The 21,806-nt window shown below is 66.7% G+C and carries 21 protein-coding genes; 12 read left to right on the top strand and 9 right to left on the bottom strand.

The annotated features are described in order from the left end of the window. Positions 1 to 30 precede the first annotated feature (30 nt). The 9 genes from U1737_RS02050 to U1737_RS02010 form a co-directional block, all read right to left on the bottom strand. Positions 31 to 1,707, bottom strand: a complete 1,677-nt coding sequence (locus U1737_RS02050) for a GMC family oxidoreductase (RefSeq protein ID WP_332795401.1) — start codon at positions 1,705 to 1,707, stop codon at positions 31 to 33. A 52-nt stretch (positions 1,708 to 1,759) separates the two neighbouring features. Then, positions 1,760 to 2,593: a sugar phosphate isomerase/epimerase family protein gene (locus tag U1737_RS02045; RefSeq protein WP_187503239.1), complete on the bottom strand. Its 834-nt coding sequence runs from the start codon at positions 2,591 to 2,593 to the stop codon at positions 1,760 to 1,762. Continuing rightward, on the bottom strand, positions 2,590 to 3,171 hold the full coding sequence (locus U1737_RS02040; RefSeq protein WP_332795400.1) for a gluconate 2-dehydrogenase subunit 3 family protein: 582 nt from the start codon (positions 3,169 to 3,171) through the stop codon (positions 2,590 to 2,592). Before U1737_RS02040 ends, U1737_RS02045 begins: the two co-directional genes overlap by 4 nt. Beyond that, positions 3,168 to 3,983 (bottom strand): 3-keto-disaccharide hydrolase, encoded by an 816-nt coding sequence (locus tag U1737_RS02035; RefSeq protein ID WP_332795635.1) that lies wholly within the window; start codon positions 3,981 to 3,983, stop codon positions 3,168 to 3,170. The genes U1737_RS02040 and U1737_RS02035 overlap by 4 nt, the downstream gene beginning before the upstream one ends. 70 nt (positions 3,984 to 4,053) lie before the next feature. Further along, a complete protein-coding gene (locus U1737_RS02030; RefSeq protein WP_248520847.1) occupies positions 4,054 to 4,977 on the bottom strand; it encodes a hydroxypyruvate isomerase family protein in 924 nt (307 codons plus the stop codon). A gap of 13 nt (positions 4,978 to 4,990) precedes the next feature. After that, positions 4,991 to 5,377: a c-type cytochrome gene (locus tag U1737_RS02025; protein WP_248520848.1), complete on the bottom strand. Its 387-nt coding sequence runs from the start codon at positions 5,375 to 5,377 to the stop codon at positions 4,991 to 4,993. After that, positions 5,374 to 6,519 carry a Gfo/Idh/MocA family protein gene (locus U1737_RS02020; RefSeq protein WP_332795399.1) on the bottom strand — a complete coding sequence of 382 codons (1,146 nt, stop codon included), beginning with the start codon at positions 6,517 to 6,519 and terminating at the stop codon, positions 5,374 to 5,376. Before U1737_RS02020 ends, U1737_RS02025 begins: the two co-directional genes overlap by 4 nt. Further along, entirely contained in the window at positions 6,516 to 7,580 is a 1,065-nt protein-coding gene (locus tag U1737_RS02015) for a sugar phosphate isomerase/epimerase family protein (RefSeq protein ID WP_332795398.1), read from the bottom strand. The genes U1737_RS02020 and U1737_RS02015 overlap by 4 nt, the downstream gene beginning before the upstream one ends. Then, positions 7,577 to 8,815, bottom strand: a complete 1,239-nt coding sequence (locus U1737_RS02010) for an MFS transporter (protein ID WP_332795397.1) — start codon at positions 8,813 to 8,815, stop codon at positions 7,577 to 7,579. The genes U1737_RS02015 and U1737_RS02010 overlap by 4 nt, the downstream gene beginning before the upstream one ends. A 125-nt stretch (positions 8,816 to 8,940) precedes the next feature. On the opposite strand from U1737_RS02010, the gene U1737_RS02005 reads away from it, so the two are divergent. The 12 genes from U1737_RS02005 to U1737_RS01950 all read left to right on the top strand — a co-directional run bounded on the left by U1737_RS02005 (position 8,941) and on the right by U1737_RS01950 (position 21,801). Next, complete coding sequence (locus U1737_RS02005; protein WP_332795396.1) at positions 8,941 to 9,948, top strand: LacI family DNA-binding transcriptional regulator; 1,008 nt, start codon at positions 8,941 to 8,943, stop codon at positions 9,946 to 9,948. A gap of 84 nt (positions 9,949 to 10,032) precedes the next feature. Then, positions 10,033 to 12,369: a GH92 family glycosyl hydrolase gene (locus U1737_RS02000; RefSeq protein ID WP_332795395.1), complete on the top strand. Its 2,337-nt coding sequence runs from the start codon at positions 10,033 to 10,035 to the stop codon at positions 12,367 to 12,369. Positions 12,370 to 12,491: 122 nt separating this feature from the next. Then, positions 12,492 to 13,322 (top strand): aldo/keto reductase, encoded by an 831-nt coding sequence (locus U1737_RS01995; RefSeq protein WP_332795394.1) that lies wholly within the window; start codon positions 12,492 to 12,494, stop codon positions 13,320 to 13,322. Between the two features lie 7 nt (positions 13,323 to 13,329). After that, positions 13,330 to 13,869, top strand: coding sequence for a metallophosphoesterase family protein (locus U1737_RS01990; protein ID WP_248520854.1), 540 nt, complete (start codon positions 13,330 to 13,332; stop codon positions 13,867 to 13,869). Beyond that, positions 13,866 to 14,150 carry a hypothetical protein gene (locus U1737_RS01985; protein WP_248520855.1) on the top strand — a complete coding sequence of 95 codons (285 nt, stop codon included), beginning with the start codon at positions 13,866 to 13,868 and terminating at the stop codon, positions 14,148 to 14,150. The genes U1737_RS01990 and U1737_RS01985 overlap by 4 nt, the downstream gene beginning before the upstream one ends. A gap of 346 nt (positions 14,151 to 14,496) precedes the next feature. Continuing rightward, the gene (locus tag U1737_RS01980; protein WP_248520856.1) at positions 14,497 to 15,675 is read left to right on the top strand and encodes an inositol-3-phosphate synthase; all 1,179 of its coding nucleotides are present in this window, start codon (positions 14,497 to 14,499) and stop codon (positions 15,673 to 15,675) included. Further along, the gene (locus U1737_RS01975; RefSeq protein ID WP_332795393.1) at positions 15,672 to 16,565 is read left to right on the top strand and encodes a hypothetical protein; all 894 of its coding nucleotides are present in this window, start codon (positions 15,672 to 15,674) and stop codon (positions 16,563 to 16,565) included. The genes U1737_RS01980 and U1737_RS01975 overlap by 4 nt, the downstream gene beginning before the upstream one ends. Further along, positions 16,562 to 17,656, top strand: coding sequence for a class I SAM-dependent methyltransferase (locus U1737_RS01970; protein WP_332795392.1), 1,095 nt, complete (start codon positions 16,562 to 16,564; stop codon positions 17,654 to 17,656). The genes U1737_RS01975 and U1737_RS01970 overlap by 4 nt, the downstream gene beginning before the upstream one ends. 2 nt (positions 17,657 to 17,658) lie before the next feature. Further along, positions 17,659 to 18,654, top strand: coding sequence for a Gfo/Idh/MocA family protein (locus tag U1737_RS01965; protein ID WP_332795634.1), 996 nt, complete (start codon positions 17,659 to 17,661; stop codon positions 18,652 to 18,654). Beyond that, a complete protein-coding gene (locus U1737_RS01960) occupies positions 18,645 to 19,460 on the top strand; it encodes an MBL fold metallo-hydrolase (RefSeq protein ID WP_332795391.1) in 816 nt (271 codons plus the stop codon). The genes U1737_RS01965 and U1737_RS01960 overlap by 10 nt, the downstream gene beginning before the upstream one ends. Beyond that, a complete protein-coding gene (locus U1737_RS01955; protein WP_332795390.1) occupies positions 19,457 to 20,977 on the top strand; it encodes a YcaO-like family protein in 1,521 nt (506 codons plus the stop codon). The genes U1737_RS01960 and U1737_RS01955 overlap by 4 nt, the downstream gene beginning before the upstream one ends. Then, positions 20,974 to 21,801, top strand: coding sequence for a sugar phosphate isomerase/epimerase family protein (locus U1737_RS01950; RefSeq protein ID WP_332795389.1), 828 nt, complete (start codon positions 20,974 to 20,976; stop codon positions 21,799 to 21,801). Before U1737_RS01955 ends, U1737_RS01950 begins: the two co-directional genes overlap by 4 nt. Positions 21,802 to 21,806: the final 5 nt, after the last annotated feature.

Here is a 21,806-nt window from a genome sequence, read left to right as displayed (position 1 = left end):
AGCCGCTGGCTCCACCGCACCGAATTGTCGTCAGTCCTTCTTCATCTGCTTGACGGCATGATCTGCGGCGCGAGCCGTGAGCGCCATGAACGTCAGCGAGGGGTTCACGCACGAGATCGACGCCATCTGTGCGCCGTCGGTGACGTAGAGGTTGGACGCGGCGTGCGTCTGGCTCCATTCGTTGAGCACCGACGTGCGCGGGTCTCGGCCCATGCGGGCACCGCCCATTTCGTGGATCGCGTCGCCGGGGACGTGCTCCTTCTCGCTGCTCTTGACGTTGGTCAGGCCGGCGGCCTTCAACATCGCCTCGCCCTGCGTCCGGGCGTCGGCCATCATCTTCAGCTCGTTGTCGCGGAACGTTACGTCGAAGCGCACCAGCGGCACCCCGAACCGGTCGACCTTCGTCTGGTGCAGCAACACCCTGTTATCGGCATAGGGCAGGCATTCGCCGAACGCGCCCATGCTGAATTTCCACGGTGCGTATTTGCGCATGCCCTGCTTCATCGACGCGCCGAAACCGACCGGCGCGGCGGGGTTGCGATAGGCGCTGCCCTGATAGCCATAGCCGCGCTTGAAGCCGACGCCGTCGTCCTTGCCGATATTACGGAAACGGGGGACGTAGACGCCGCCCGGACGACGGCCATACTCGATGAACTCCTCCATGCCGGGGATGTCGCCCTCGACGCCGACCCGGAAGATATGGTCCATGATATAGCGCCCGAGCGTGCCGCTCTCGTCGAAATAGCTGCGGTCGCTGCCCGGTGCGCGCGAGTTCAGCATGATCTGCGTCGAGGCGATCGCCGAGGCGCAGAGGAAGACGAGATCGGCCTGCACCGTTTCCGCCTGGCCGGTCTTCGCATCGATATAACGGACGCCGGTCACCTTCTTGCGCGCCGCGTCGTACACCAGGTTGGTGACGACCGAGTCCGACCTGAGCGTCAGGCGACCTGTCGCGCGGGCGGCTGGCAAGGTGACGGCCTGGGTCGAGAAATACGCGCCGAACGAGCAACCATTGCCGCACTGGTTGCGGAACTGGCATTTCGTGCGGTTCTGGTCGGGCTTGTCCTCGGTCATGTTCGACAGACGCGTATTGATGAGTTTCCGGCCGGGGAACTTGGATTCGAGACCCTGCTTGAGCCATTTCTCCGCGACGTTCATCGGCATCGGCGGCTGGAATTCGCTGTCGGGCAGATAGTCGAGATTCTCGCGCGAGCCCGACACGCCGATGTATTTCTCGACATAGCTGTACCACGGCGCGACGTCGTCATAGCGGATAGGCCAGTCGCCATCGATGCCGTCGCGCTTGTTCGCCTCGAAATCCGCGGGGCTCCAACGGAAGCACCAGCGGCCCCAGATCAGCGACTTGCCGCCGACCGCGCCGGGCCGGATCCAGTAGAATTTGCTGCCCTCGTCATAGGCGTACGGGTTCAGCCGGTCGTCATTGTGGAACTCGCGGTTGCTGGGCTGGACATAACCGTGCTTGCCGATGAAATAATCGCTGTCGAGCAACGGCTTGGGCATGATGTTGCGCGCCGGCACCTCATAAGCGGGCTTGCCGTCATAAGTGTAGCCTTCGCCGTGCTCGACCATCTTGCCGCGGTCCAGCATCAGGACGCGGAGGCCCTTTTCGGTCAGTTCCTTCGCAGCGAAGCCACCGCTTACGCCCGATCCAATAACGATCGCGTCGAACCTGTTGGTCTCAGCCATGATCTCTCTCTCCTAAAACTCGGAAAACACGCCCCGTCAGAAGCGCCCCCATTTAAAAACGAAGCGCGCGCAGTGTCCGGAAACTCGTGGTGATGTCGGGCAGATAAGGCGCGGGAGCCTCGTCGTTCTCGACATAGAAATGCCGCACGCCAGCGCTGCCCTTCAGCTTGAACAGCGCGCCGAAATCGATCGTGCCCTGCCCGACCGCGGTCATGCTCCGGTCGGGGCGCATGTCCTTGACGTGATAGGCGTAGAGCCGCGGCGCCAAGCGCTCGATCAGCGTCGACAGGTTTTCGCCGGCATGCAGCGCCCAATAGAGATCGAGTTCCACCTTCACGAGCGCGGGGTCGGTCTCCTTGAGCAACCGGTCGTACAGGCTGACCCCGCCCGGCTTGGTCGTGAACTCGAAATCATGGTTGTGATAGGCAAAGCCCAGCCCGGCCTTCTTCAGTTCGGTCGCGAACCGGTTGAAGTTCGGCAGCGCCGCGTTCCAGCCCGCCTCGTTGCGATGCTCGGCGGTCATGTACGGCAGCACGACCGTGGTCGCGCCGAGCGTCTTGGCCATCGTCACCGACTGGTCGAACTGCTTGAGCAGCGCGTCGTAGCCGATATGTACCGAGGGCGCGGTCAGGCCGAGCTTGTCCATCGTCCGGCGCAGCATCGCATGGTCCATGCCGTCATAGCCGCCACCGCCGAACTCGACTTCGCGGTAGCCGATCTGCGCGACCTTGCCGAGCGTGCCGACCGGGTCCTTCGCGAAGATCTCGCGGATCGTGTAGAGTTGCAGGCCGATCGCCTTCAACTGGGCGGCCGACGCGGTGGGCACGAACGCGAGCGCTGCGACCGCACCGGAGCCCGCGAGCAGGTTTCTACGGTTGAGGATCATGCGGAATACACCTTGCTGACCTGGGAATAGGGGAACTGGCCGTTATACTCGCCCGGCACCGGCAGATATTCGCGCTCCTGCGTCATGCCGATTTCGGAGGTGTAATAGCCGGTGACGACGAGCTGCCGGAACGCCTCGAAAAAGACGCCGCCGGACGGGATCTGGTCGTTCATCGCGAGCGTGAGCAGCGCATCCTGCTGCGCGGTCGTCGCCTTCGCACCGGCGACCTTATAGTCCTTCAGGCTGCGGGCCTCGATCGCGTCGAGCCCGGCCAGGATCGGCACGCGATCGGCCGGCAGGGCCCAATCGGCGAGCAGCTTCTCGATATAGGCCGGGACGCCGGCGGCGATCGCGCCCGGCGTATCGGTGGTCGGCAGCACGCGTTCGCTGAGTGCGGTCATCAGCGCGCGCTGGGGAGCCGTGAAGACCGCGACGCTGGGCGGGCCCTCGCTGATGACGGGGATGCCGGCGGCCGCGCCGGGCGCCTGCGCGACGCCGGCGGCGCGCGCGATCGGCGCGTACAGGGCCGTGCCGAACATGGCGACGACGCCCGCGAGTGCAGTTCTACGATCGATCATTTACCGTCCTTCTTCAGGTCCTGTGCGATCGCCGCCTCGGGCAACGGACGAACCCAGATGTTGCGGAACGACACCGGCGAATCGTGATCCTGAAGCTGGATCGGCGCGGCATCGGCGTGCGCCTTGTAACTCGCGACCTGTCGCCAGATGGTCGTGCCGAGCATCGCCTGGTGGTTCTGGACGAGCACGCCGTTCAGCAGCGCGGTGACATAGGCGGGGCGGACCAGGCTACCGTCGGCGGCGAAGCGGGGTCGCTCGAACACGATATCGTAGGTCTGCCATTCGCCGGGGCGACGCGAGGCGTTCACCAGTGGCGGCTTCCAGCCATAGACCGCGCCGACCGTGCCATCGGCATAGGTCGGGTTCTGCGAGCCATCGAGGATCTGCAGTTCGTAGCGCTGCATGAACCAGATGCCGCTGTTGCCGCGATCCTGCGAGGTCTTGGTCGGCGGGTTTGGCGAGCGGAATTCGAGATGCATCTGCACGTCGCCGAAGCTCTGTTTCGAGACGAGGTTGTTCTCACCGCCGCTCTTCGCACGCGACGGGATCGTCAGCGCACCGTCCGCGATCGGCCAGGCGATCCGATCGGGCTTCCATGCATCGAGCGAACGCCCGTCGAACAGCACGACCGCATCGGCGGGCGGACCACCGGGGGTCGCGGCCGGTGCGACGACGACCGGCGCAGGGCGGTCGGCGTCATGAACGCGCCACTGGCCACCGGGCAGCATCGGCGTGTCCTTGAAGCCGGGCTTCTCCTGCGCCGCGACCGACCCCGTCGCCATCAGCGTCATCGCCGTGGCGACGCTCGCCATCAAACAGGTTTTCATGCTTTTCCCCTCATCCCTATCCCCTTCCTGCTGATCGGCTTCATGCCCATCGCCGTCATACCGAGTCGATTTCGCGATAGGCGGCGATCAGGCGATCCTCGCCCGCTCGCCCGGCGATCGAATTGCCGTGTTCCATGCCGATCACGCCCGAATAGCGCTTTGCCCGCAGCCACTTCACGATCGAGGCGTAGTTGATCTCGCCGGTCGATGGTTCGTTACGGCCCGGATTATCGCCGAACTGGATATAGCCGATCTCGTTCCAGCACGTGTCGAGCGTCGGGATCAGGTTCCCCGACTGGATCTGCTCGTGATACAGATCGGCGAGCACCTTGACCGCCGGGCTGTTGGCACCGCGCGCCACCGCATAGCCCTGCGAGATCGTCTGCATATAGACGCCCGGATGGTTGGTCCGCGTGTTGAGCGGCTCCATCACCATCGCCGCCCCCGATGGCGCGACGATATCGCCGGCGCGGCGCATCACGTCGATCACGCGCGCGGTCTGGATATCCACCGGAACCTTCGGGTCCATGAACCCGGTGACAACGGTCATCCGCTTCGCATTCAGTCGCTTGGCGACCTCGAGCGAGGCGCGGATATCGGCGAGGAACGCCTCGCGCTCGGCGCCGTCGGTCGCGCCCAGCAACGGCCGCGACTTCGACCATTTGGGCATGCTGGCGACGAACACGCCCATCGTCATGCCGCGCTGCGCGAGCGCCTTGGCCATCTGCTCCTGCTCGGCCACCGACCGCGTCGCCGCCTCGTTGTCCTCCCAGGCGGTGAAGCCCTGATCGGCGGCGTAGGCGATCTGTTCGATCCGCCCGCCGCGGCTGGCGAAGCTGCCCTCGTGCGGCGCGTAGCCGAGCGAGAAGCGCGCGGCGTTCGAGCTGCGGCGTTGCCCCCCGGCCATGCCCGGCACCAGCGACGCGGCGGCGCCGGCCGCGAGCCCGGCCCCGAGCAGGTTTCGGCGGGAGAGCGTCATGCGACCATTACCGTCATTTCGAGCCCTCGGCCTTGAGGTAGGCGATGATCGTCGCGCGCTTGGCGGCATCGGGCGTCGCGATCGGCATGCGCGTGCCCGGCACCTTCTTCTGCGGTGCGGCGAGATAGTCGTTGAGCGTCTTCTCGTCCCAGCGCAGCTTCGATGCCTTCATCGCGGGCGAGTAGTTGAAGCCGGGCGTCGCGGCGGCGGCACGGCCGACCACGCCGTACAGGTTCGGGCCGATGCCATTCTTGCCGCCCTTCACGACGGTGTGGCACGCGCGGCATGCGGCGAAGGCCGGCGGTGCAGCAGCGGTGGATTGCGCGGTGGTCGGTGCTGAGACCGTGACTGCCGCAACTGCCGCGATACTTCCCGCGACCAGAGCCATGAGCAGCTTCATTCATTCTCTCCCGGATTTACTAAAGTCCATTTCTGGTCTGCGCCGGCGTTGGCGATCACCGCCTCGATGAAGCGCATCGTGCGCAGGCCATCGGTCACGCCCGGAAACCAGCGGCCGTCTTGATCGCCGCGGATCGCCGAGGCGAACGCGCGGTAAAGATTGCCGAAAGCCTCGATATAGCCCTCGGGATGACCGGCAGGTGTACGCACCAGCGAGGCGGTCGCGTCGAGCATGCCGGGGCCACCGGTCCGCACGGTCTCGGCGGGGCGGTCGAGCCAGCGGAGCGTCAGCGTGTTGGGTTCCATCTGCGACCAGTCCAAGCCGCCGCGTTCGCCGTGGATGCGCAGTCGAAGCCCGTTCTCCTCGCCTGCCGCGACCTGCGTCGCCTTGAGCACGCCGCGGGCACCGCCCTCGAACCGGAGCAGCGCGCTGACATCGTCGTCGAGCCGGCGACCGTCGACATGCGTCGTCAGATCTGCGGAGACCGAGTGTACCGACAGGCCGGAGACATGCTCGGCGAGCTGGAACGCATGCGTGCCGATGTCGCCGAGGCAGCCGCCGAGCCCGGCGCGGGCGGGATCGGTGCGCCATTCGGCCTGCTTGTTGCCGTCGGTGTCGATCGCTTGGCTGAGCCAGCCTTGCAGATATTCGACCTGGACCAGGCGGATCGCGCCGAAATCGCCGCGTTCGACGCGCGCGCGCGCCTCTTCGATCAGCGGATAGCCGCTATAGGTGAACGCCAGCGCAAAGTGGCGACCGCTGGCCTTGGCGGCGGCGGCGATCGCCTCGGCCTCGACGACGCTCATCGCCATCGGCTTTTCGCAGAACACGTGGAACCCGGCGTTCAGCGCGGCGATCGCCATCGGGGCGTGGAGATGGTTCGGCGTGACGACCGCGAGTGCGTCGATGCGCTGGTCTTCGGTGAGGTTTCGCTCGTTTGCGATCATCGCGTCGACCGACGGATAGACGCGCTGTGGATCGAGGTTGAGCAGGATACCGGTGCGCGTGTTGCGGCCGGCGTCGGTGCTGAACGCGCCCGCGACGAGGTCCCAGTCGCCGTCGAGCGCGGCTGCCATCCGGTGGACGGCGCCGATAAAGGCCCCTTCCCCGCCGCCGACCATACCGAGACGGAGGCGGCTCATGCCTGCTCCTCCGACAGCCCGAGCAGCTTGCGGATCGCGGTGCGGTCGATGCCGCTGGCGGCGAAATCGTCGAATGGGCGTTCGGTCAGGCGGATCATGTGGTCGCGGATGAACGGTGCGCCTTCGCGCGCGCCATCATCGGACCGTTTCAGCGCGCACTCCCATTCGAGCACTGCCCAGCCGTCATAGCCATATTGCGCCATCTTGCTGAAGATCGCGGAGAAATCGACCTGCCCGTCGCCCAGCGAGCGGAAGCGGCCGGCGCGGTCGACCCAGTTCTCGTAGCCGCCGTACACGCCGGTTCGGCCGGTCGGGTTGAACTCGGCATCCTTGACGTGGAAGCACGAGATCCGGTCGTGATAGCGGTCGATGAAGTCGAGATAATCGAGCTGCTGCAACACGAAATGCGACGGATCGAACAGCAGGCGCGCGCGCGAATGGTTGTCGACCGCGGCGAGGAAGCGTTCCCAGGTCGCGCCGTCATGAATGTCTTCGCCGGGATGGACCTCGAACGCGCAATCGACGCCGGATTCCTCGAAAACGTCGAGGATCGGGGTCCAGCGGCGGGCGAGTTCGGCAAAGGCCTCCTCGATCAACCCGGCGGGGCGTTGCGGCCACGGATACACGTACGGCCAAGCCAGTGCGCCAGAGAAGGTGGCGTGCGCGGACAGGCCCAGATTGGCGCTGGCGCGCGCGGCGAGCTTAACCTGCTCGACCGCCCAAAGCTGGCGCTCGGCGGGCTTGCCGTGGACTTCAGGGGGCGCGAAGCCGTCGAACAGCGTGTCGTACGCCGGGTGGACGGCGACGAGCTGGCCTTGCAGATGCGTCGACAGTTCGGTGACCTCGATGCCGTGTTTGGCAAGGCGGCCGCGCAGATCGTCGCAGTACGTCTTGCTCTCGGCGGCGAGCTTCAGGTCGATCAACTGCGCGTTGCAGGGGATCTGGACGCCGACATAACCGAGCCCAGCCGCCCATTCGGCCAGTGCGTCGAGCGTATCGAACGGAGCCTCGTCGCCGAGGAACTGGGCGAGGAATATCCCGGGGCCCTTCATGCCGGTCATGCTGCACTCTTTCTGGTGTCGTCGCGGAAGGTGAACTGGAACAGCAGCGCGATCACGGCCGCGGCGATCGCGGGATACCACCACATATGCTGCCAGTCGGCGATGGTCGGCGAGGCTGGCAGTTGCGCATACAGAAGCGCGCCGATCTGCGACCCGAGCAGCATGCCGACGCCGTAGGTGAACAGCGTCAGCATGCCCTGCGCCTGCGCGTTGACGCCCTTGGGCGTGGCGATCGTGCCGGTGTAGATCGCGCCGGCGACGAAGAAGAAATCATAGCACACGCCGTGCAGCGCGACGCCGAGATACACCGCCCAAATCGACGAACCGCCATCGCCGATCGCGAACAAGGCGTAGCGCAACGCCCATGCGGCCATCCCGACCAGCAGCAGTGGCTTCACGCCGAACCGGCGATACAGCCACGGCATCGAGAACATGAACACGAGTTCGGACATCTGCCCGATCGCCAGCGTGCCGCCGACATTGCTGATGCCGGTCGCGCCGACATAGGGCGAGGCATAGGCGTAATACATCGCCAGCGGGATCGAGATCAAAGTCGCGCACGTCATGAAGATCAGGAACGAGCGCTGCTTGAGTAGTCCGAACGCCTCGACGCAGAACACCTGTCGCAGCACGCTCTCGTCACGCGGCGCGTCCGCGGTGACGTTCGGCAGCGTGAAGCTGTAGAGGCCCAGCGCGATCGAGACGACTGCGGCGACGCGGAAGATCTCAGGGCTCGCCGACAGCCCCGCCCAGCCGATGATCAGCCCCGCCGTGATCCAGCCGAGCGTACCGAACGCGCGGACGAACGGGAATTTGTCGGTCCGCTCGCCGAAGCTCTTCAGCGCGATCGTATTCGCGAGGCCGACCGTCGGCATGTAGAGGATCATGTAGCAGAGCAGCAGCCAGACGAAGGTCCGGCCATTCTCCGGCGTCACCAGCGATGGCAGCACGAACAGCAGCACGCCGCCGACCAGGTGCAGGATCACCATCAGCATCCGCGGGCTGACGTACCGAGCCGCCGCCATGCCGAGCAGGAACGAGCCGACGATCGACGCGATCGGGCCGACCGAAAACGCGTTGCCGATCAGGTTGCCGATGCCGACGGTCTGCATGACCAGGCCGAGGGTTACGGTCCAGGCGCCCCATACGAAGAACTGCATGAACATCATGGCGCTCAGGCGGCCGGTTAGCAGACCGCCGGTCGTGGCCTGGGGCCGAGTGTCTGCACGCGCCATTCGTTACCTCTCCGCTCGCAGTTTGCCTGCTTGTCGGACATGAAGCTACGGAGCCGCGAAACGAATGTAAAGGATTACATCGGATATATATCGACAGTGCCGACGACCGGATCCATGACGACCTTATGCCGACGATCATCGAAGTGGCCGCACTCGCGGGCGTCTCTACCGCAACCGTGTCGCGCGTATTGAGCCGGCCCGAACAGGTGTCCGAGGATACCCGCCTGCGGGTGCTCGCGGTGGTCCGCGAATCGGGCTACGTGCCCAACGTCGCCGCGCGGAGCCTGCGGACGTTGCGCGCGGCGAAGATCCTGCTGACCGTCCCCGATATCTCGAACGCGTTCTTCGCCAGCGTCATCCGCGGCGCCGAAGAGGCCGCACGGGACGCGGGATATTCGGTCGTGGTCGGCGACACGCGGCACGATCCGTACGTTGAAGACCAATATGCCGACATGCTCTCCCGCCGCGAAGTCGACGGGCTGATCTTCCTAGGCCACCGCCTGCCAACCAGCCTCGCCTCGCTGATGGCGCGCAAGGGTGCCGCCGCTCCGATCGTCAACGGCTGTGAATACAGCTCCGATCTGGGTGTCCCGAGTGTCCACATCGACAATGCCGCAGCGAGCGCCGATGCAATCGATCATCTCGTCGGCCTCGGCCACCGCAGGATCGGCGTCGTCACCGGCCCCGAGATCAGCCCGATTAGCCGCGACCGCCTTGCCGGGGCGATCGATGCCGCGACCCGCGCCAGCCTGCGCGACGGCCTGCACATCCGCGTCGGCGACTATTCCGCCGGCTCGGCCATCGACCATACCCGCGACCTGATCGCGCAGGACGTGACCGCGATCTTCTGCTTCAGCGACGAGATGGCAATGGGCGCGCTCAGCGCGATCGGCGACGCAGGGCTGTCATGCCCGAAGGACGTCTCCGTCATCGGCTTCGACGACCTCCCGCTCGCGCGCTATTTTCAGCCGCCGCTGACCACCATCGCGCAGCCCAAGGCGATGATCGGCCGCCGCACCGTCGAACTGCTCGTCGACATATTGCACGGCATCGACAGCCCGTCGCGACAGGTCACGCTCGATCACGAACTCATCGTTCGCGGCAGCACTGCACAGCCAGTTTCGGCTCGCTGACCGATTAAATCGGGCGGCGCTTCTCAGATCGACGATCGCCTGCAATATTCCGCGGCAATCCCTTCCTCCGTACGGGCGATCTAGATGTCGGTTTTCAAGCGATCACGCCTTGCGGGCGCCTTACTGGGTTTGTTTCTCTCCACCAGCGCTTTCGCCCAGGACGCGGCCAAACCGAGCGATGCAGTCGATCCGTTCATCGGCACGGGGGGCGAAGGCCATACGTTCCCGGGAGCGGTCGCGCCGTTCGGCATGGTGCAGTTGTCCCCGGATACCGATACGTCATGCGTGATCCGCACCTGTTACGGCCACGCCGCAGGATATCGCTACGACGATCCGACGATCGAGGGGTTCAGCCACACGCATTTCTCGGGCGCAGGGCATTCCGATCTCGGCGACATCCTCGTCATGCCGGTGTCGGGCGACACCGTGCCGATGGACCCCGGCACGCCCGCCGCGCCCGGCTATCGCTCACGCTTTTCGCACGCCAGCGAGGTCGCCAAACCGGGCTATTACGCGGTCACGCTGGACGGTCCCGGCGTGCGTGCAGAAATGACGGCGGGAACGCGGATCGGCGTGCATCGCTACAGCTTTCCCAAGGGCAAGGCCGCGCATATCGTGGTCGATCTGCGGTCTTCGCTCTATAATTACCCCGGCAAGATCCTGTGGTCGGGGCTGCACATGCGGGACAACGGCGTGCTCACCGGCTTCCGCGAGACGCGCGGCTGGGCGCCCGGGCGCAAACTCTACTTCGCGATGCGGTTCTCCGCGCCGCTGATCGGCCATGCGCTGGTCAACCGTGAGAAGGACATCGCGTACAAGGGTTTCCAGGGTCCGGGCCGTGGCAGCGATACGCTAGCGGAGAAACTCGGTCAGGCACTCGAAGCGCGGCTCGATTTCGGTCAGCTCGATGCTCCGCTCGAAGTGAAGGTCGGGATATCGGGGGTCGACGAGGCCGGAGCGCTCGCCAATCTGGACAGCGAGCCCGGCGGCTTCGACGCGGTCCGCACCAAGACGCAGGGCGACTGGGATACTGCGCTGGGCGCGGTCAAGTTCGAGGTCCCGGCCCCGATGCGCCGGATCTTCGCGACCGCGTTGTACCACAGCCTGCTCGCGCCGAGCGTCTGGAGCGATAGCGATGGGCGGTATCGCGGGCCCGACGATCAGGTTCATCGGGCCGACGGATTCACGGTCCGCTCGACCTTTTCGCTATGGGACACGTTCCGCGCCGAACATCCGCTGCTGACGCTGATCCAGCCGGAGAAGACCAACACCGATATCGTCCGCTCGCTGATCGCCAGCCAGCAGCATAGCCCCGACGGAATCCTGCCGGTCTGGCAGTTCGCAGGGCGCGAGACGTGGACGATGATCGGTTATCACGCCGTCCCCGTCATCGCCGACGCGTATATGAAGGGCATCGGCGGCTTCGACGCGGACGCCGCGTTGCAGGCGATGGTCGCGAGTGCCGACCACGCCTCCTATGGCGGCCTCGGCGAGTATATCCAGCGCGGCTACGTGCCGATCGACAAGGAGCCGGAGGCGGCCTCGAAGACCGTCGAATATGCCTATGACGACTGGACCATCGCGCGGATGGCGCGGCGGATGGGCAAGACCGACATCGCCGAGCGGTTCGAAAAGCGCGCGGGCAATTGGCGCAACAGCTTCGACGCGAAAACCGGTTGGCTGCGCGCTAGGCTCGCGAACGGCGCGTTCCGCACGCCGTTCGATCCGACCGCGATCAACTACGGCTCGGATTATACCGAGGGCAATGCGTGGCAATATAGCTGGTTCGTGCCGCAGGATCAGGCGGGTCTGTTCCGACTGCTCGGCGGCGATGCGAAGACCGTGAAGAAGCTCGACGCGATGTTCGACTTCGACAATTCGAAGGTCGATTACAGTCATGCGGAGGATATCGCCGGGCTGATCGGCCAATATATCCACGGCAACGAGCCGAGCCACCACGTCGCCTATCTCTACAACTACGCCGGTGCGCCGTGGCGAACGCAGGAGCGGCTTGGGCAGATCGTCGCGAGCCAATACGGCGCCAAGCCCGAGGGGCTGAGCGGCAACGACGACCTCGGCCAGATGTCCGCATGGCTCGTCTTTACGGCGCTCGGTTTCTACCCGGTTGCCCCTGGATCGAACGAATATGTCATCGGCCGCCCGTTCCTGTCGCAGGCGACGTTGGCGCTGCCCAGCGGCAAGCAGTTCGCGATCCGGACGGACAATCTGTCGGATGCGAGCCCGTATATCCGGTCGGTCACGCTGAACGGCACGCCCCTCACCCGCAGCTATCTGCGCGACGACGAAATCCGGCAGGGTGGAGAATTGCGGTTCGTGATGGGCGCGCGGCCGAACAAGCTCTGGGGCAAGCGTGCGAAGGCCCGGCCGTTTTCGTCCTCGACTGCCGCCCTGCCCCACTGATCTGCTGATCTGCGTCCGTCCTATGACGGAGCGGGTCGACATCGCGGAGACCGGGCGGAGCGATGCGCCCGAACGGCGCCGTCCGCGTTATCCTCTGGAACCGATACCGCGAGAGACAGACCATGAAGAGCGTGACGCTTCCAGGCGGAGAAACGATACCGGCGCTTGGCCAGGGTAGCTGGATGATGGGTGAGCGCGCCGCGCACCGTGCCGACGAGATCGCCGCGCTGCGCCACGGCGTAGAGCTAGGCATGACGCTGATCGACACCGCGGAAATGTACGGCGATGGCGCGGCCGAGACGCTGATCGGCGAAGCGCTGGGCAGCGTGCGCGACGACCTGTTCCTCGTCAGCAAGGCGTATCCGCAGAACGCATCGCGCAAGCGGCTGGCGGCAGCGTGCGAAGCGAGCCTCAAGCGGCTGGGGACCGACCGGCTCGACCTGTACCTGCTGCACTGGCGCGGATCGGTGCCGCTCGCCGAGACGGTCGAGGCGATGGAAGCGCTCAAGGCGGCCGGCAAGATCCGCCATTGGGGCGTGAGCAATCTCGATACCGACGACATGGCCGAACTGATCGAGGGTGGCGGCGATCGCTGTGCGACCGACCAGATCCTCTACAATCTCTCGCGGCGCGGGCCCGAACTCGACCTGATGCCGTGGCTGGCCGAGCACGGCATCCCGGTAATGGCCTATAGCCCGGTCGAGCAGGGCCGGTTGATCGCAGATCCGACATTGGCGCGGATCGCGCGGACGATCGGCGCGAGCCCGGCGCAGGTCGCGCTCGCCTGGGTGCTGAACCATGACGGCGTCATCGCAATTCCGAAGGCCGGCACGGTGGCGCATGTGCAGGACAATCGTGGTGCGGCGGACCTGCGGCTGTCGCCGGACGATCTGGCCGCGCTCGATACCGCGTTCGCACCGCCACGGACGCGTCGTCCACTCGAGATGCTGTGAGCGTCGGATGACTGTGTATTTCACGGCAGATACGCATTTCGGCGATCATCGAACGCTCAATATTCATCGTCGTCCGTTTGCCAGCGTCGCCGAAATGGACGCTGCGATCGTCACCGGCTGGAACGCGGTCGTTGGTCCCGCGGACACGGTGTGGCATCTCGGCGATGTCGCGCGCCGCCCGTCGTACGTATCCGACCTGCTGGCACAATTGCACGGGACCAAGCATCTGATCCGGGGGAACAACGATCCGCCCGCAACCGGCGCGGCCGAAGGGTGGGCCAGCGTACAGGATTACGCCGAACTGACGCTCGACGGGACCGCGCTCGTGCTGTGCCATTACCCGTTCAGCCGCTGGAACGGGCAGCATCGCCGGTCGATCAATCTGCACGGGCATAGCCACGGCACGCTCAAGCCGGTGCTGCGCCAGTTCGATGTCGGCGTCGACCCGTGTGATTTTCGCCCGATGACGCTCGACATGCTACGCGAGCGTGCGACGCCGACGGGAAAACGCGACTTACTGATGCGCCAAGGGACCACGATCGAATGAAGACGCCTCTGCCGCGCCAACCGTCGACGGACGACTATGCCCATGGCCGACGCGACGGCTTGCGGCTCGCTCTGGCCATTCTTGCAACGGAAGAAGCGAAATGGGAGGCGTTGCTGGGAGAAAGCCGATCAGGGCGCACCAATGCGATCCGCCAGGTCCGGCACAAGACGCTGCAGGTCGCGCAAAGCCGGATCCATACGGCCCTCAATCGGCTTAGCCCGAACGCCGATGTCGCGCTCGATCCCGAGATTGCCGCGGCGCTGGAGCTGGCGGGTCTCTAGACGATCTCGCTGCTGCTGGCAGAAGCAGACAAGGTCGCCACCGGCCCCGCAAAGTAACAAAGATTACTTTGCCAGTCGAAGGGCGGGTGCCGTGCATGTTTCGGATCAGGGTGCGATGGATAGCCGCGGTTTTGCCCGGTGGGACGCGTCGAATGCCAAGACGTGGCGCGGCGTAACGGCCTTCGCACTGCAACCGCATTTGCCCCCAACCGCCGACCGATCATCGTGTGCGCAATACGGAAACATATGTAATCGCCCGAGCACTTTAGCGTCGGTTTACGCAGACATTTGTGGACTTTGCCTATCGGTTGGCTAGCCACGCCCTCTATTTTGAGAGGACGCAGCTATGGGCGAACGGGTCGGGATCGCAGTGATCGGACTGAATGGCGCGGTGGCCACCACCGCCGCGGCGGGGATCGCGATGATCCGCGCCGGGTCGAACGACCTGTCGGGCCTGCCGCTCGCCAGCCGCGACGTCGAGGGCATGGCGGCCTACCGCGATCTCCATTTCGGCGGTTGGGACCTCAGCCATGACGACCTTGCCACCGCCGCGCTGAAGCATGGCGTGCTGAGCGAGAGCGAGCTTGCCAACGGCGCGTCCAGCCTCGCCGACATGCGGCCCTGGCCTGCGGTCGGATCGACCGATTTCTGCGCGAACATCGACGGCGCCAACAAGATCGCGGCGCCTGGCCACCGTGCGGCGGTCCAGCACATCCAGGATGATCTGGCGCGCTTCAAGACCGAGCAGAATCTCGACCGGGTGGTGATGATCAATCTCGCCTCGACCGAGCGCAAGGCCGATCTGGGGGCCGATGCGCTGACCAGCGTCGAGGGTTTCGAGCGCGGTCTCGATACCGACGACGCGGCGATCAGCCCGGCGATGCTCTATGCCTATGCCGCGATCGCCAGCGACACGCCCTACGCCAATTTCACGCCGTCGGTCGCCGCCGACGTCGCGCCGCTCGCCGAGCTCGCCCGCCAGCGCGGCGTGCCGATCGCCGGCAAGGACGGCAAGACCGGCCAAACGCTGCTGAAGACCGTGATCGCGCCGGCGTTGCGCGATCGGGCGCTGCACGTCGATGGCTGGTTCTCGACCAACATCCTCGGCAATTCGGACGGCCTCGCGCTCGACGATCCCAAGAGCCTCGCCTCCAAGGTCGACACCAAGAAGTCGGTGCTCGACCAGATCCTCGGCTATCCGGTCGAGGATCACATCATCATGATCCATTATTACAAGCCGCGCGGCGACAACAAGGAAGCGTGGGACAACATCGACCTGACCGGCTTCCTGGGTCAGAAGATGCAGCTGAAGCTGAATTTCCTGTGCAAGGATTCGGTGCTGGCCGCCCCGCTCGCGATCGAGATAGCGCGCTGTTTGGCGCTGGCGCAGACGCGCGGCGAAGGCGGCGTGCAGGACCAGATGGGGATCTTCTTCAAAATGCCGCAGACCGCCGACGGCGGCGAGCCGATCCACGCGTTCGGCGAGCAGCAGTTGATCCTCGATACGTGGCTCGATCGCCGGTGACGTTTGGCGCGGCGCACCTGCCGCTGTTGCGCGAGCTTGGCGACCTGAAGCGGATCCGGTCGGCGGATCGCGACGGGTCGATCGCGGAACGGCTGTTCGCGCGCGGCTGGGCGGCGCTGGCGGCGGGCGAGGTTCCGGAGACGGTGATGCGGCGGACCGTCGCCGCTGCGCTTGCCGCGGCACGACTGGGCGATCTGGACCGCGCCACGCTGGCCGAGCTTGGGTTGTCGGATGCCGAAGCCTGCGTCGTGCTCGAACGCGGGTTCGACGAGGTCGCGGTGCAGATCGACCCGGCGATGGCAGCCGATTTGCGCAGCGCGCTTGCCGAGGGCGCACCGGCGGCCGGGCCGGTACCGCGGTTCGTTATCCAGCTCGCGGCGCAACCGCGCGCAGGCGTCACCTGTCCGGGGCGGCCGCGGCTGTTGCTCCAGCCATCCGAGAACCATGCCGAGCATTGCCTGGTCGTCGCGGTGTACGGTGTGATCGCCGCGCCCTCTTACGGCGCGGATCCCGCAGAGGTGTTCCTCGCATCGATGGCGCATCATTTCCACAATGCGGCAATGCCCGATGCGGGGTTCACCGGCGAGGTGCTGCTCGGCGACCTGCTCGACCGCGTGATCGACGGTGCGCGCGAACAGGCGATGGCGATGCTCGATCCGGCGGTGGCAACGCAGGTCCGCGCGGCGATCGCGCCGATCGCCGGCGACGTGACCCCGGCGGCGCGCGCGTTCCATGCCGCCGACGTGCTCGACCGCGTGCTGGAGATCGAACAGCACACGCGCGCCGCCTCGGCGACGATGGACACGGTCCTCCACACCTACGAACTCGTGCATGCGGGTCCCGTGAAGGACTTCCACGACCGCGTGCTGGCGGATGTCGGCCTGTTGTGACCTATCGCTCTCCCCTGACCGGACGGCCGCTCGTCGCCGACACACCGCATTCGCTGGCCGCACCCGGCGAGCGCTGGCCGGTGGTCGACGGGATCCCGTATCTGCGGACCGACAGCGAGGGGCTGGTGGCGGTGGCGCTCGACCATCTCGATGCGGACTGTCCGGACGATGCGCTGGTTGCGCTGCTGACCGACCAGGATGCGTGGTGGACCGGCCCGGCGACCGATCTTCGCGAGCTGAAACGCCTCGTCCGCGAACGCAATACGCTGTCGCTGCGCGCGGCGATGGCGTTGCTGCGGATGGGGCCAGTCGCCGACTATTTCGCGCATCGCTGGAGCGACCCGACCTATCTGGCAGGGCTTGCGCTGGTCGAAGCGCACTGGCGGCGGCCGGATACCGCGTTCGAGCTGGCCTGCGGGATCGGCCATTACCTGCGCGAGCTTACTGCACGCGGCATCGCGTGCGTCGGCGCGGACGTCGTGTTCTCGAAATGTTGGCTGGCGAAGCACTGGGTCGCGCCCGAGGCCGACTATGTCGTGTTCGACGCAGCCGCGCGCTGGCCGGTCGAGACGCAGCGCTTCGACCTCGTCGGATGCCACGACGCCCTGTATTTCCTGCCCGATCAGCCGCGGGTCGCCGGATTGCTGCGCACCGCCGTCGCGCCCGGCGGCGTGCTCGCGGTCAGCCACCTCCACAACGCCGCGGTCGCCGGCGGTGCGATGGGACCGGCGCGCACCGGGGCCGAATGGGCGGCGCTGTTCCCCGATGCGGTCGTTTATGACGAGCGCGAGTTGCGGCGAGCTCTGCTTGCCGCGGATGCGCCTGCCTCGACCCGGTGGTCCGACGATCCCGCTATCGAGGCGTGGTCGATTGTCGAAGCGGATGGCGGCGTCACGCGCCCGCTGAGCGGCGGGCTGGTGATGCCCGTCGCCGATGCGGTTCTGAAGCCGAATCCGTTGCTCGACGGCGACAGCCCGCGCTGGCCCTCCGATCGCTACCGGGCGGAATATGGCGATACGTGCACATGGCTGTCGGACGACGGCGACGCCGCGCGGAACCGTCGCGTGCTCGACCTGCCGGCGCGGTGGTGAGTATGCGATGGGGGATCGTCGGCTTCGGCTGGGTCGCGCGCGATTACATGGCGCCGGGGATCGCGGCATCGGGCGGGACTCTGGTCGCGATCGCCGACCCGTCGCCGATGGCGCAGGCCAGCGCGATGTCGGGTGGCATTCTGGCTTATGATGCGGCCGAAGCGATGCTGGCCGATGCCGCGCTCGACTGCATCTACGTCGCCACGCCCAACAATCTTCATGCCGATCCCGTGTGGGCCGCCGTAGCGGCGGGCGTGCCGGTGCTATGCGAAAAGCCGATCGCCGCGACGCTCGCCGACGCCGAAGCGATCGGCGCGGCGGTTGCGGGACACCTGTACGGCACCGCGTTCGACCAGCGCCACCACCCCGCGCACCGGGCGATGGCGCAGGCGATCCGCGACGGTGCGATCGGCCGCCCGACCGCGGTCCGGATCGTCTATGCGTGTTGGGTCGACCCGAGCTGGTCACCGTCCGACGCAGGCGATGGCTGCAACTGGCGCGCCGATCCGGCGGCGGCGGGCGGCGGTGCAGTCATCGACCTCGCGCTGCACGGTCTCGATCTGGCGGCGCTGCTGGTCGACGAGCCGATCGCGCGTCTGCATATCGACCTGCAACGGCGCATCCACGACTATCCGGTCGACGATGGCGGCATCCTGTCGGGACGCACCGCAGGCGGCGTGCTGGTCCAGAGCCACGTCGCCTATAACTGCCCCGAAGTGTTGCCCCGCCGCCGGCTGGAAATCCTCGGCGAGGACGGCTTGCTGGTCGCCACGAACACGATGGGCCAGACCGAGGGCGGCACCGTGATCCGCCGTTGCGCGCGGACCGGGGCGGAAACCGCCCTGCCCTTCAACGCCGCGCTGTCGCCGTTCGCCGCACAGGCCGCCGCGTTCGCCGCCGCGGTCCGCGGCAAGTCGCATGATTTTTCCATCGACCGGGACCTGTCACTGATGCGCCTTTTCGACGCCGCCTATACCGAGGCGCGATCATGCCTTTGAGCTGGTACGCCTGCGCGCATTGCGGCTTCTGGCAGCGCCATTTCGCGCCCGCCGATTGCCCGGTATGCAACGATACGCGCAACGATCTGCCCGAGGACGGCTGGTGCTTCCTCCCCGAAAGCAATGTCGCCGCGAGTCACGACGGCAGCTGGCGACAGGTGGCCGACGACCTCTGGGCCTTCACCACCACGCCGCAGCTCGGGCTCGGCGGCACCGGCTGGCTGATCGTGCGCGAGGGCGGCAACATCGCGTTCGAAGCCGCGCCCTATTACTCCGCCGCGATGCTCGCGCAGATCGCGCGGCTCGGCGGGATCCGCTATCTCGCGGCCAGTCACGCGCATGGCTATGGCGCGCTGTTCCAGCTCCAGCGGGAGTGTGCGCCTGAGATGCTCGCGATCCACAAGGACGACCTCGGCATGACCAAGGCGTTCCGGGTCACGACGCCGTATGACGACGTGCTGGAGATCGCGCCGGGATACACGCTGCATCACGTCGGTGGCCATTACGAGGGCCAGGCAGCACTCCACGACGCGGTCGGCCGCCGCCTGTTCTGTGGCGACATGTTCAAGATCGACCAGGACGAGGCCGGCATCAGCCACGCGATCTCGAGCCACAAGGCGTTCCACAAGGACATCCCGCTGACGCATGGCGAGATCCGCCAGTATCGAGACGTGATCGCTCCGCTGGCGTTCGACGCCGTCCTGACTCCGTTCGAATATGCCCCCGACGTCGGCCGCGACGTCGCGGTCGCGGTGCTGGACGAGGCGCTGTCCCGCGCGCCGGGCGTGAAGAGGATCCCGCTATGACACGCAGCATCACCGGCCTTCCCGAGCAACTCGGTGCAGCCTGCCATCTGTATCTCGACGCGTTCCCCGCCGGCGATATCGTCGCGTTTCCGATCGACGGCATCGACCGCGTCGGCATACCCGTCTGGGTGGTCGCGCTGTTCCCAGAGACCGCCGACCTCGACGGCATCATGCCGTACGGCGTGGGCTATGGCGCGACCGACGAGGCCGCGATCCTGGGCGCGCTGGGCGAGATCGCCGAGATGGTCTGGCCGACGCTCACCCTGTCGGCGCGCGGCAAGACGCAGGGCAGCTATGCCGACCTCGTCCGCGAACGCGGCGTGCGCGGGATCGCCGACCCGCTGACGCTGTGCCTGCCTGCCGGTTCGCCGGTCGGCCGCGACACGCCGCTCGACTGGGTCGAGGCCCGGCGCTGGGCGGACGGATCGAGCGTCCTCGTGCCGATCGACCTTGCCGCCTATTCGGCCAAGGAACTCGACCCCGGCTATGTGCCGTTCACGACCATCATCTCCAACGGGATGGGCGCAGGGCCGGATCTCGACTGGGCGATCGGCCACGGGCTGTGCGAAATCCTCCAGCGCGACGGCAACGGGCTGCTGTTCCGCGCTCTCGACCGCGGGGTGGCGATCGACCTGCCGGAGAGTCTGCCCGGCGAGATCGGCGACCTGATCAACCGGTTCGCCGCGGCCGGCATCCGCGTGATCCCGAAATTCGCCACCGACGAGTTCGGCATGGCGAACGTCTATTGCGTCGGCGTCGATGCGCGCGAGCCCGCCGTACCGATCATGGCGACGGCTTGCGGCGAGGCGGCGCATCCCGACGCGGTGCAGGCACTGGCCAAGGCGATCGCCGAATATGCCGCCAGTCGCGCGCGCAAAGCGTTCGCACACGGCCCGATGGCGCTCGCCAGGTCGATCGCCCCGCGCGGCTATGTCGACCGGTTCATGGCGCAGGCCGGCGGTGCCGCCAAATCGAGCGACGGTCGCGCCTTTGCCGAGATGCGGCGCTGGACCGATGTCGATGCCGCGACGCTGCGCGCATGGCTGGCCGACACGATGCTCTCCGAGCGCAGCCGTCGCGCGTTTGCCGACCTGCCGCGCGCCGACGTGCCAGATGCACGGGCGCGCGGGCAGCTTGCGAGGGAGGCGGTCGAGGCGGCCGGGTTCGACATCCTCTACGTCGATATGTCCCCCGCTGACGCCAGCGTCGCGGTCGTCAAGGTGATCGTGCCCGGCATGGAAGTCGAGACGATGAGCTATTACCGGATCGGCGAGCGCAACGTCGCCAAGCTGGTCGCGCTCGACAGCCCGCTGGTCAGCTTCGGCGGCGAGGAAAGCGCGACGCGACGCCCCGTTCGCCTGACCGACGAGGCCATGGCCCGGTTGGGAGGCCAGCCCTTCTTCGACACCGCGCTGGCAGACGCGATCGTCGGGCCGCTCTACCCGCTCTACCGCGAGCCCGAGGCACATCACGTCGTCTGGTCGGAACAGAGCCTTGAAACCGAGGCGGCACGATGACGCTGCGCTTTGCCTATAATACGAACGGTGCGGCCAACCACCGGCTCGACGATGCGCTGCACCTGATCGCGGATGCGGGGTATGACGGCGTCGCGCTGACGCTGGATCACCACCACCTCGACCCGTTTGCCGACGATTGGGCCCGCGAGGCGGCGCGCGTCGGCGCGTTGCTGCGGTCGCTCGGGCTGGGGTCGGTGATCGAGACCGGTGCGCGCTACCTGCTCGACCCGCGCGACAAGCATGAGCCGACGCTGGTCACCGCCGATCCCGCCGGTCGCGATCGGCGCGTCGCGTTCCTCGCCCGCGCGCTGGAGATCGCCGCGATCCTGAACGCGGAAACCGTGTCGTTCTGGGCGGGTGTGCCGAAGCCCGACGTGCGCCACGCGGATGCGCTCGACTGGCTCGACGCGGGGCTTGACCGGATCGTCGAGCATGCCGCGCGGACCGGGATACCCGTCAGCCTGGAGCCCGAACCCGGTATGCTGATCGAGACCGTTGCGGACTATGCGCGGCTGGCGCTTCGCCATCCCGACCTGCGGCTCGCGCTCGACACCGGGCACTGCCTCGTCACGCAGGATATCGCCCCCGATGCTGCGGTACGCGCCTATGCCGACCGCCTCGGTACGGTCGCGGTCGAGGACATGCGCCGCGGCGATCACACGCACCTTCCCTTCGGCCAGGGCGACATGGATATTCCGGCGATCCTGGCTGCGTTGGAGTCGATCGGCTTCGACCGCCTCGTCTGCGTCGAACTGTCGCGGGAAAGCCCGCGCGCACACCAGGCCATTCCCGAGTCGATCGCCTATCTTCGGGCGTGCGGCTGATGCGG

Source organism: Sphingomonas fucosidasi (assembly GCF_036663855.1).
GTDB classification, from domain to species: domain Bacteria; phylum Pseudomonadota; class Alphaproteobacteria; order Sphingomonadales; family Sphingomonadaceae; genus Sphingomonas; species Sphingomonas faeni_B.
Note: the sequence above shows the minus strand (reverse complement) of the source record. Positions and strands in the feature narration are given on the sequence as shown.

What these genes read in the sequence shown, in the direction of transcription:
- U1737_RS02050 (WP_332795401.1), bottom strand. Translation starts at nt 1,707, where the DNA reads ATGGCTGAGACCAACAGGTTCGACGCGATCGTTATTGGATCGGGCGTA.
- U1737_RS02045 (WP_187503239.1), bottom strand. Translation starts at nt 2,593, where the DNA reads ATGATCCTCAACCGTAGAAACCTGCTCGCGGGCTCCGGTGCGGTCGCA.
- U1737_RS02040 (WP_332795400.1), bottom strand. Translation starts at nt 3,171, where the DNA reads ATGATCGATCGTAGAACTGCACTCGCGGGCGTCGTCGCCATGTTCGGC.
- U1737_RS02035 (WP_332795635.1), bottom strand. Translation starts at nt 3,983, where the DNA reads ATGGCGAGCGTCGCCACGGCGATGACGCTGATGGCGACGGGGTCGGTC.
- U1737_RS02030 (WP_248520847.1), bottom strand. Translation starts at nt 4,977, where the DNA reads ATGACGCTCTCCCGCCGAAACCTGCTCGGGGCCGGGCTCGCGGCCGGC.
- U1737_RS02025 (WP_248520848.1), bottom strand. Translation starts at nt 5,377, where the DNA reads ATGAAGCTGCTCATGGCTCTGGTCGCGGGAAGTATCGCGGCAGTTGCG.
- U1737_RS02020 (WP_332795399.1), bottom strand. Translation starts at nt 6,519, where the DNA reads ATGAGCCGCCTCCGTCTCGGTATGGTCGGCGGCGGGGAAGGGGCCTTT.
- U1737_RS02015 (WP_332795398.1), bottom strand. Translation starts at nt 7,580, where the DNA reads ATGACCGGCATGAAGGGCCCCGGGATATTCCTCGCCCAGTTCCTCGGC.
- U1737_RS02010 (WP_332795397.1), bottom strand. Translation starts at nt 8,815, where the DNA reads ATGGCGCGTGCAGACACTCGGCCCCAGGCCACGACCGGCGGTCTGCTA.
- U1737_RS02005 (WP_332795396.1), top strand. Translation starts at nt 8,941, where the DNA reads ATGCCGACGATCATCGAAGTGGCCGCACTCGCGGGCGTCTCTACCGCA.
- U1737_RS02000 (WP_332795395.1), top strand. Translation starts at nt 10,033, where the DNA reads ATGTCGGTTTTCAAGCGATCACGCCTTGCGGGCGCCTTACTGGGTTTG.
- U1737_RS01995 (WP_332795394.1), top strand. Translation starts at nt 12,492, where the DNA reads ATGAAGAGCGTGACGCTTCCAGGCGGAGAAACGATACCGGCGCTTGGC.
- U1737_RS01990 (WP_248520854.1), top strand. Translation starts at nt 13,330, where the DNA reads ATGACTGTGTATTTCACGGCAGATACGCATTTCGGCGATCATCGAACG.
- U1737_RS01985 (WP_248520855.1), top strand. Translation starts at nt 13,866, where the DNA reads ATGAAGACGCCTCTGCCGCGCCAACCGTCGACGGACGACTATGCCCAT.
- U1737_RS01980 (WP_248520856.1), top strand. Translation starts at nt 14,497, where the DNA reads ATGGGCGAACGGGTCGGGATCGCAGTGATCGGACTGAATGGCGCGGTG.
- U1737_RS01965 (WP_332795634.1), top strand. Translation starts at nt 17,659, where the DNA reads ATGCGATGGGGGATCGTCGGCTTCGGCTGGGTCGCGCGCGATTACATG.
- U1737_RS01960 (WP_332795391.1), top strand. Translation starts at nt 18,645, where the DNA reads ATGCCTTTGAGCTGGTACGCCTGCGCGCATTGCGGCTTCTGGCAGCGC.
- U1737_RS01955 (WP_332795390.1), top strand. Translation starts at nt 19,457, where the DNA reads ATGACACGCAGCATCACCGGCCTTCCCGAGCAACTCGGTGCAGCCTGC.
- U1737_RS01950 (WP_332795389.1), top strand. Translation starts at nt 20,974, where the DNA reads ATGACGCTGCGCTTTGCCTATAATACGAACGGTGCGGCCAACCACCGG.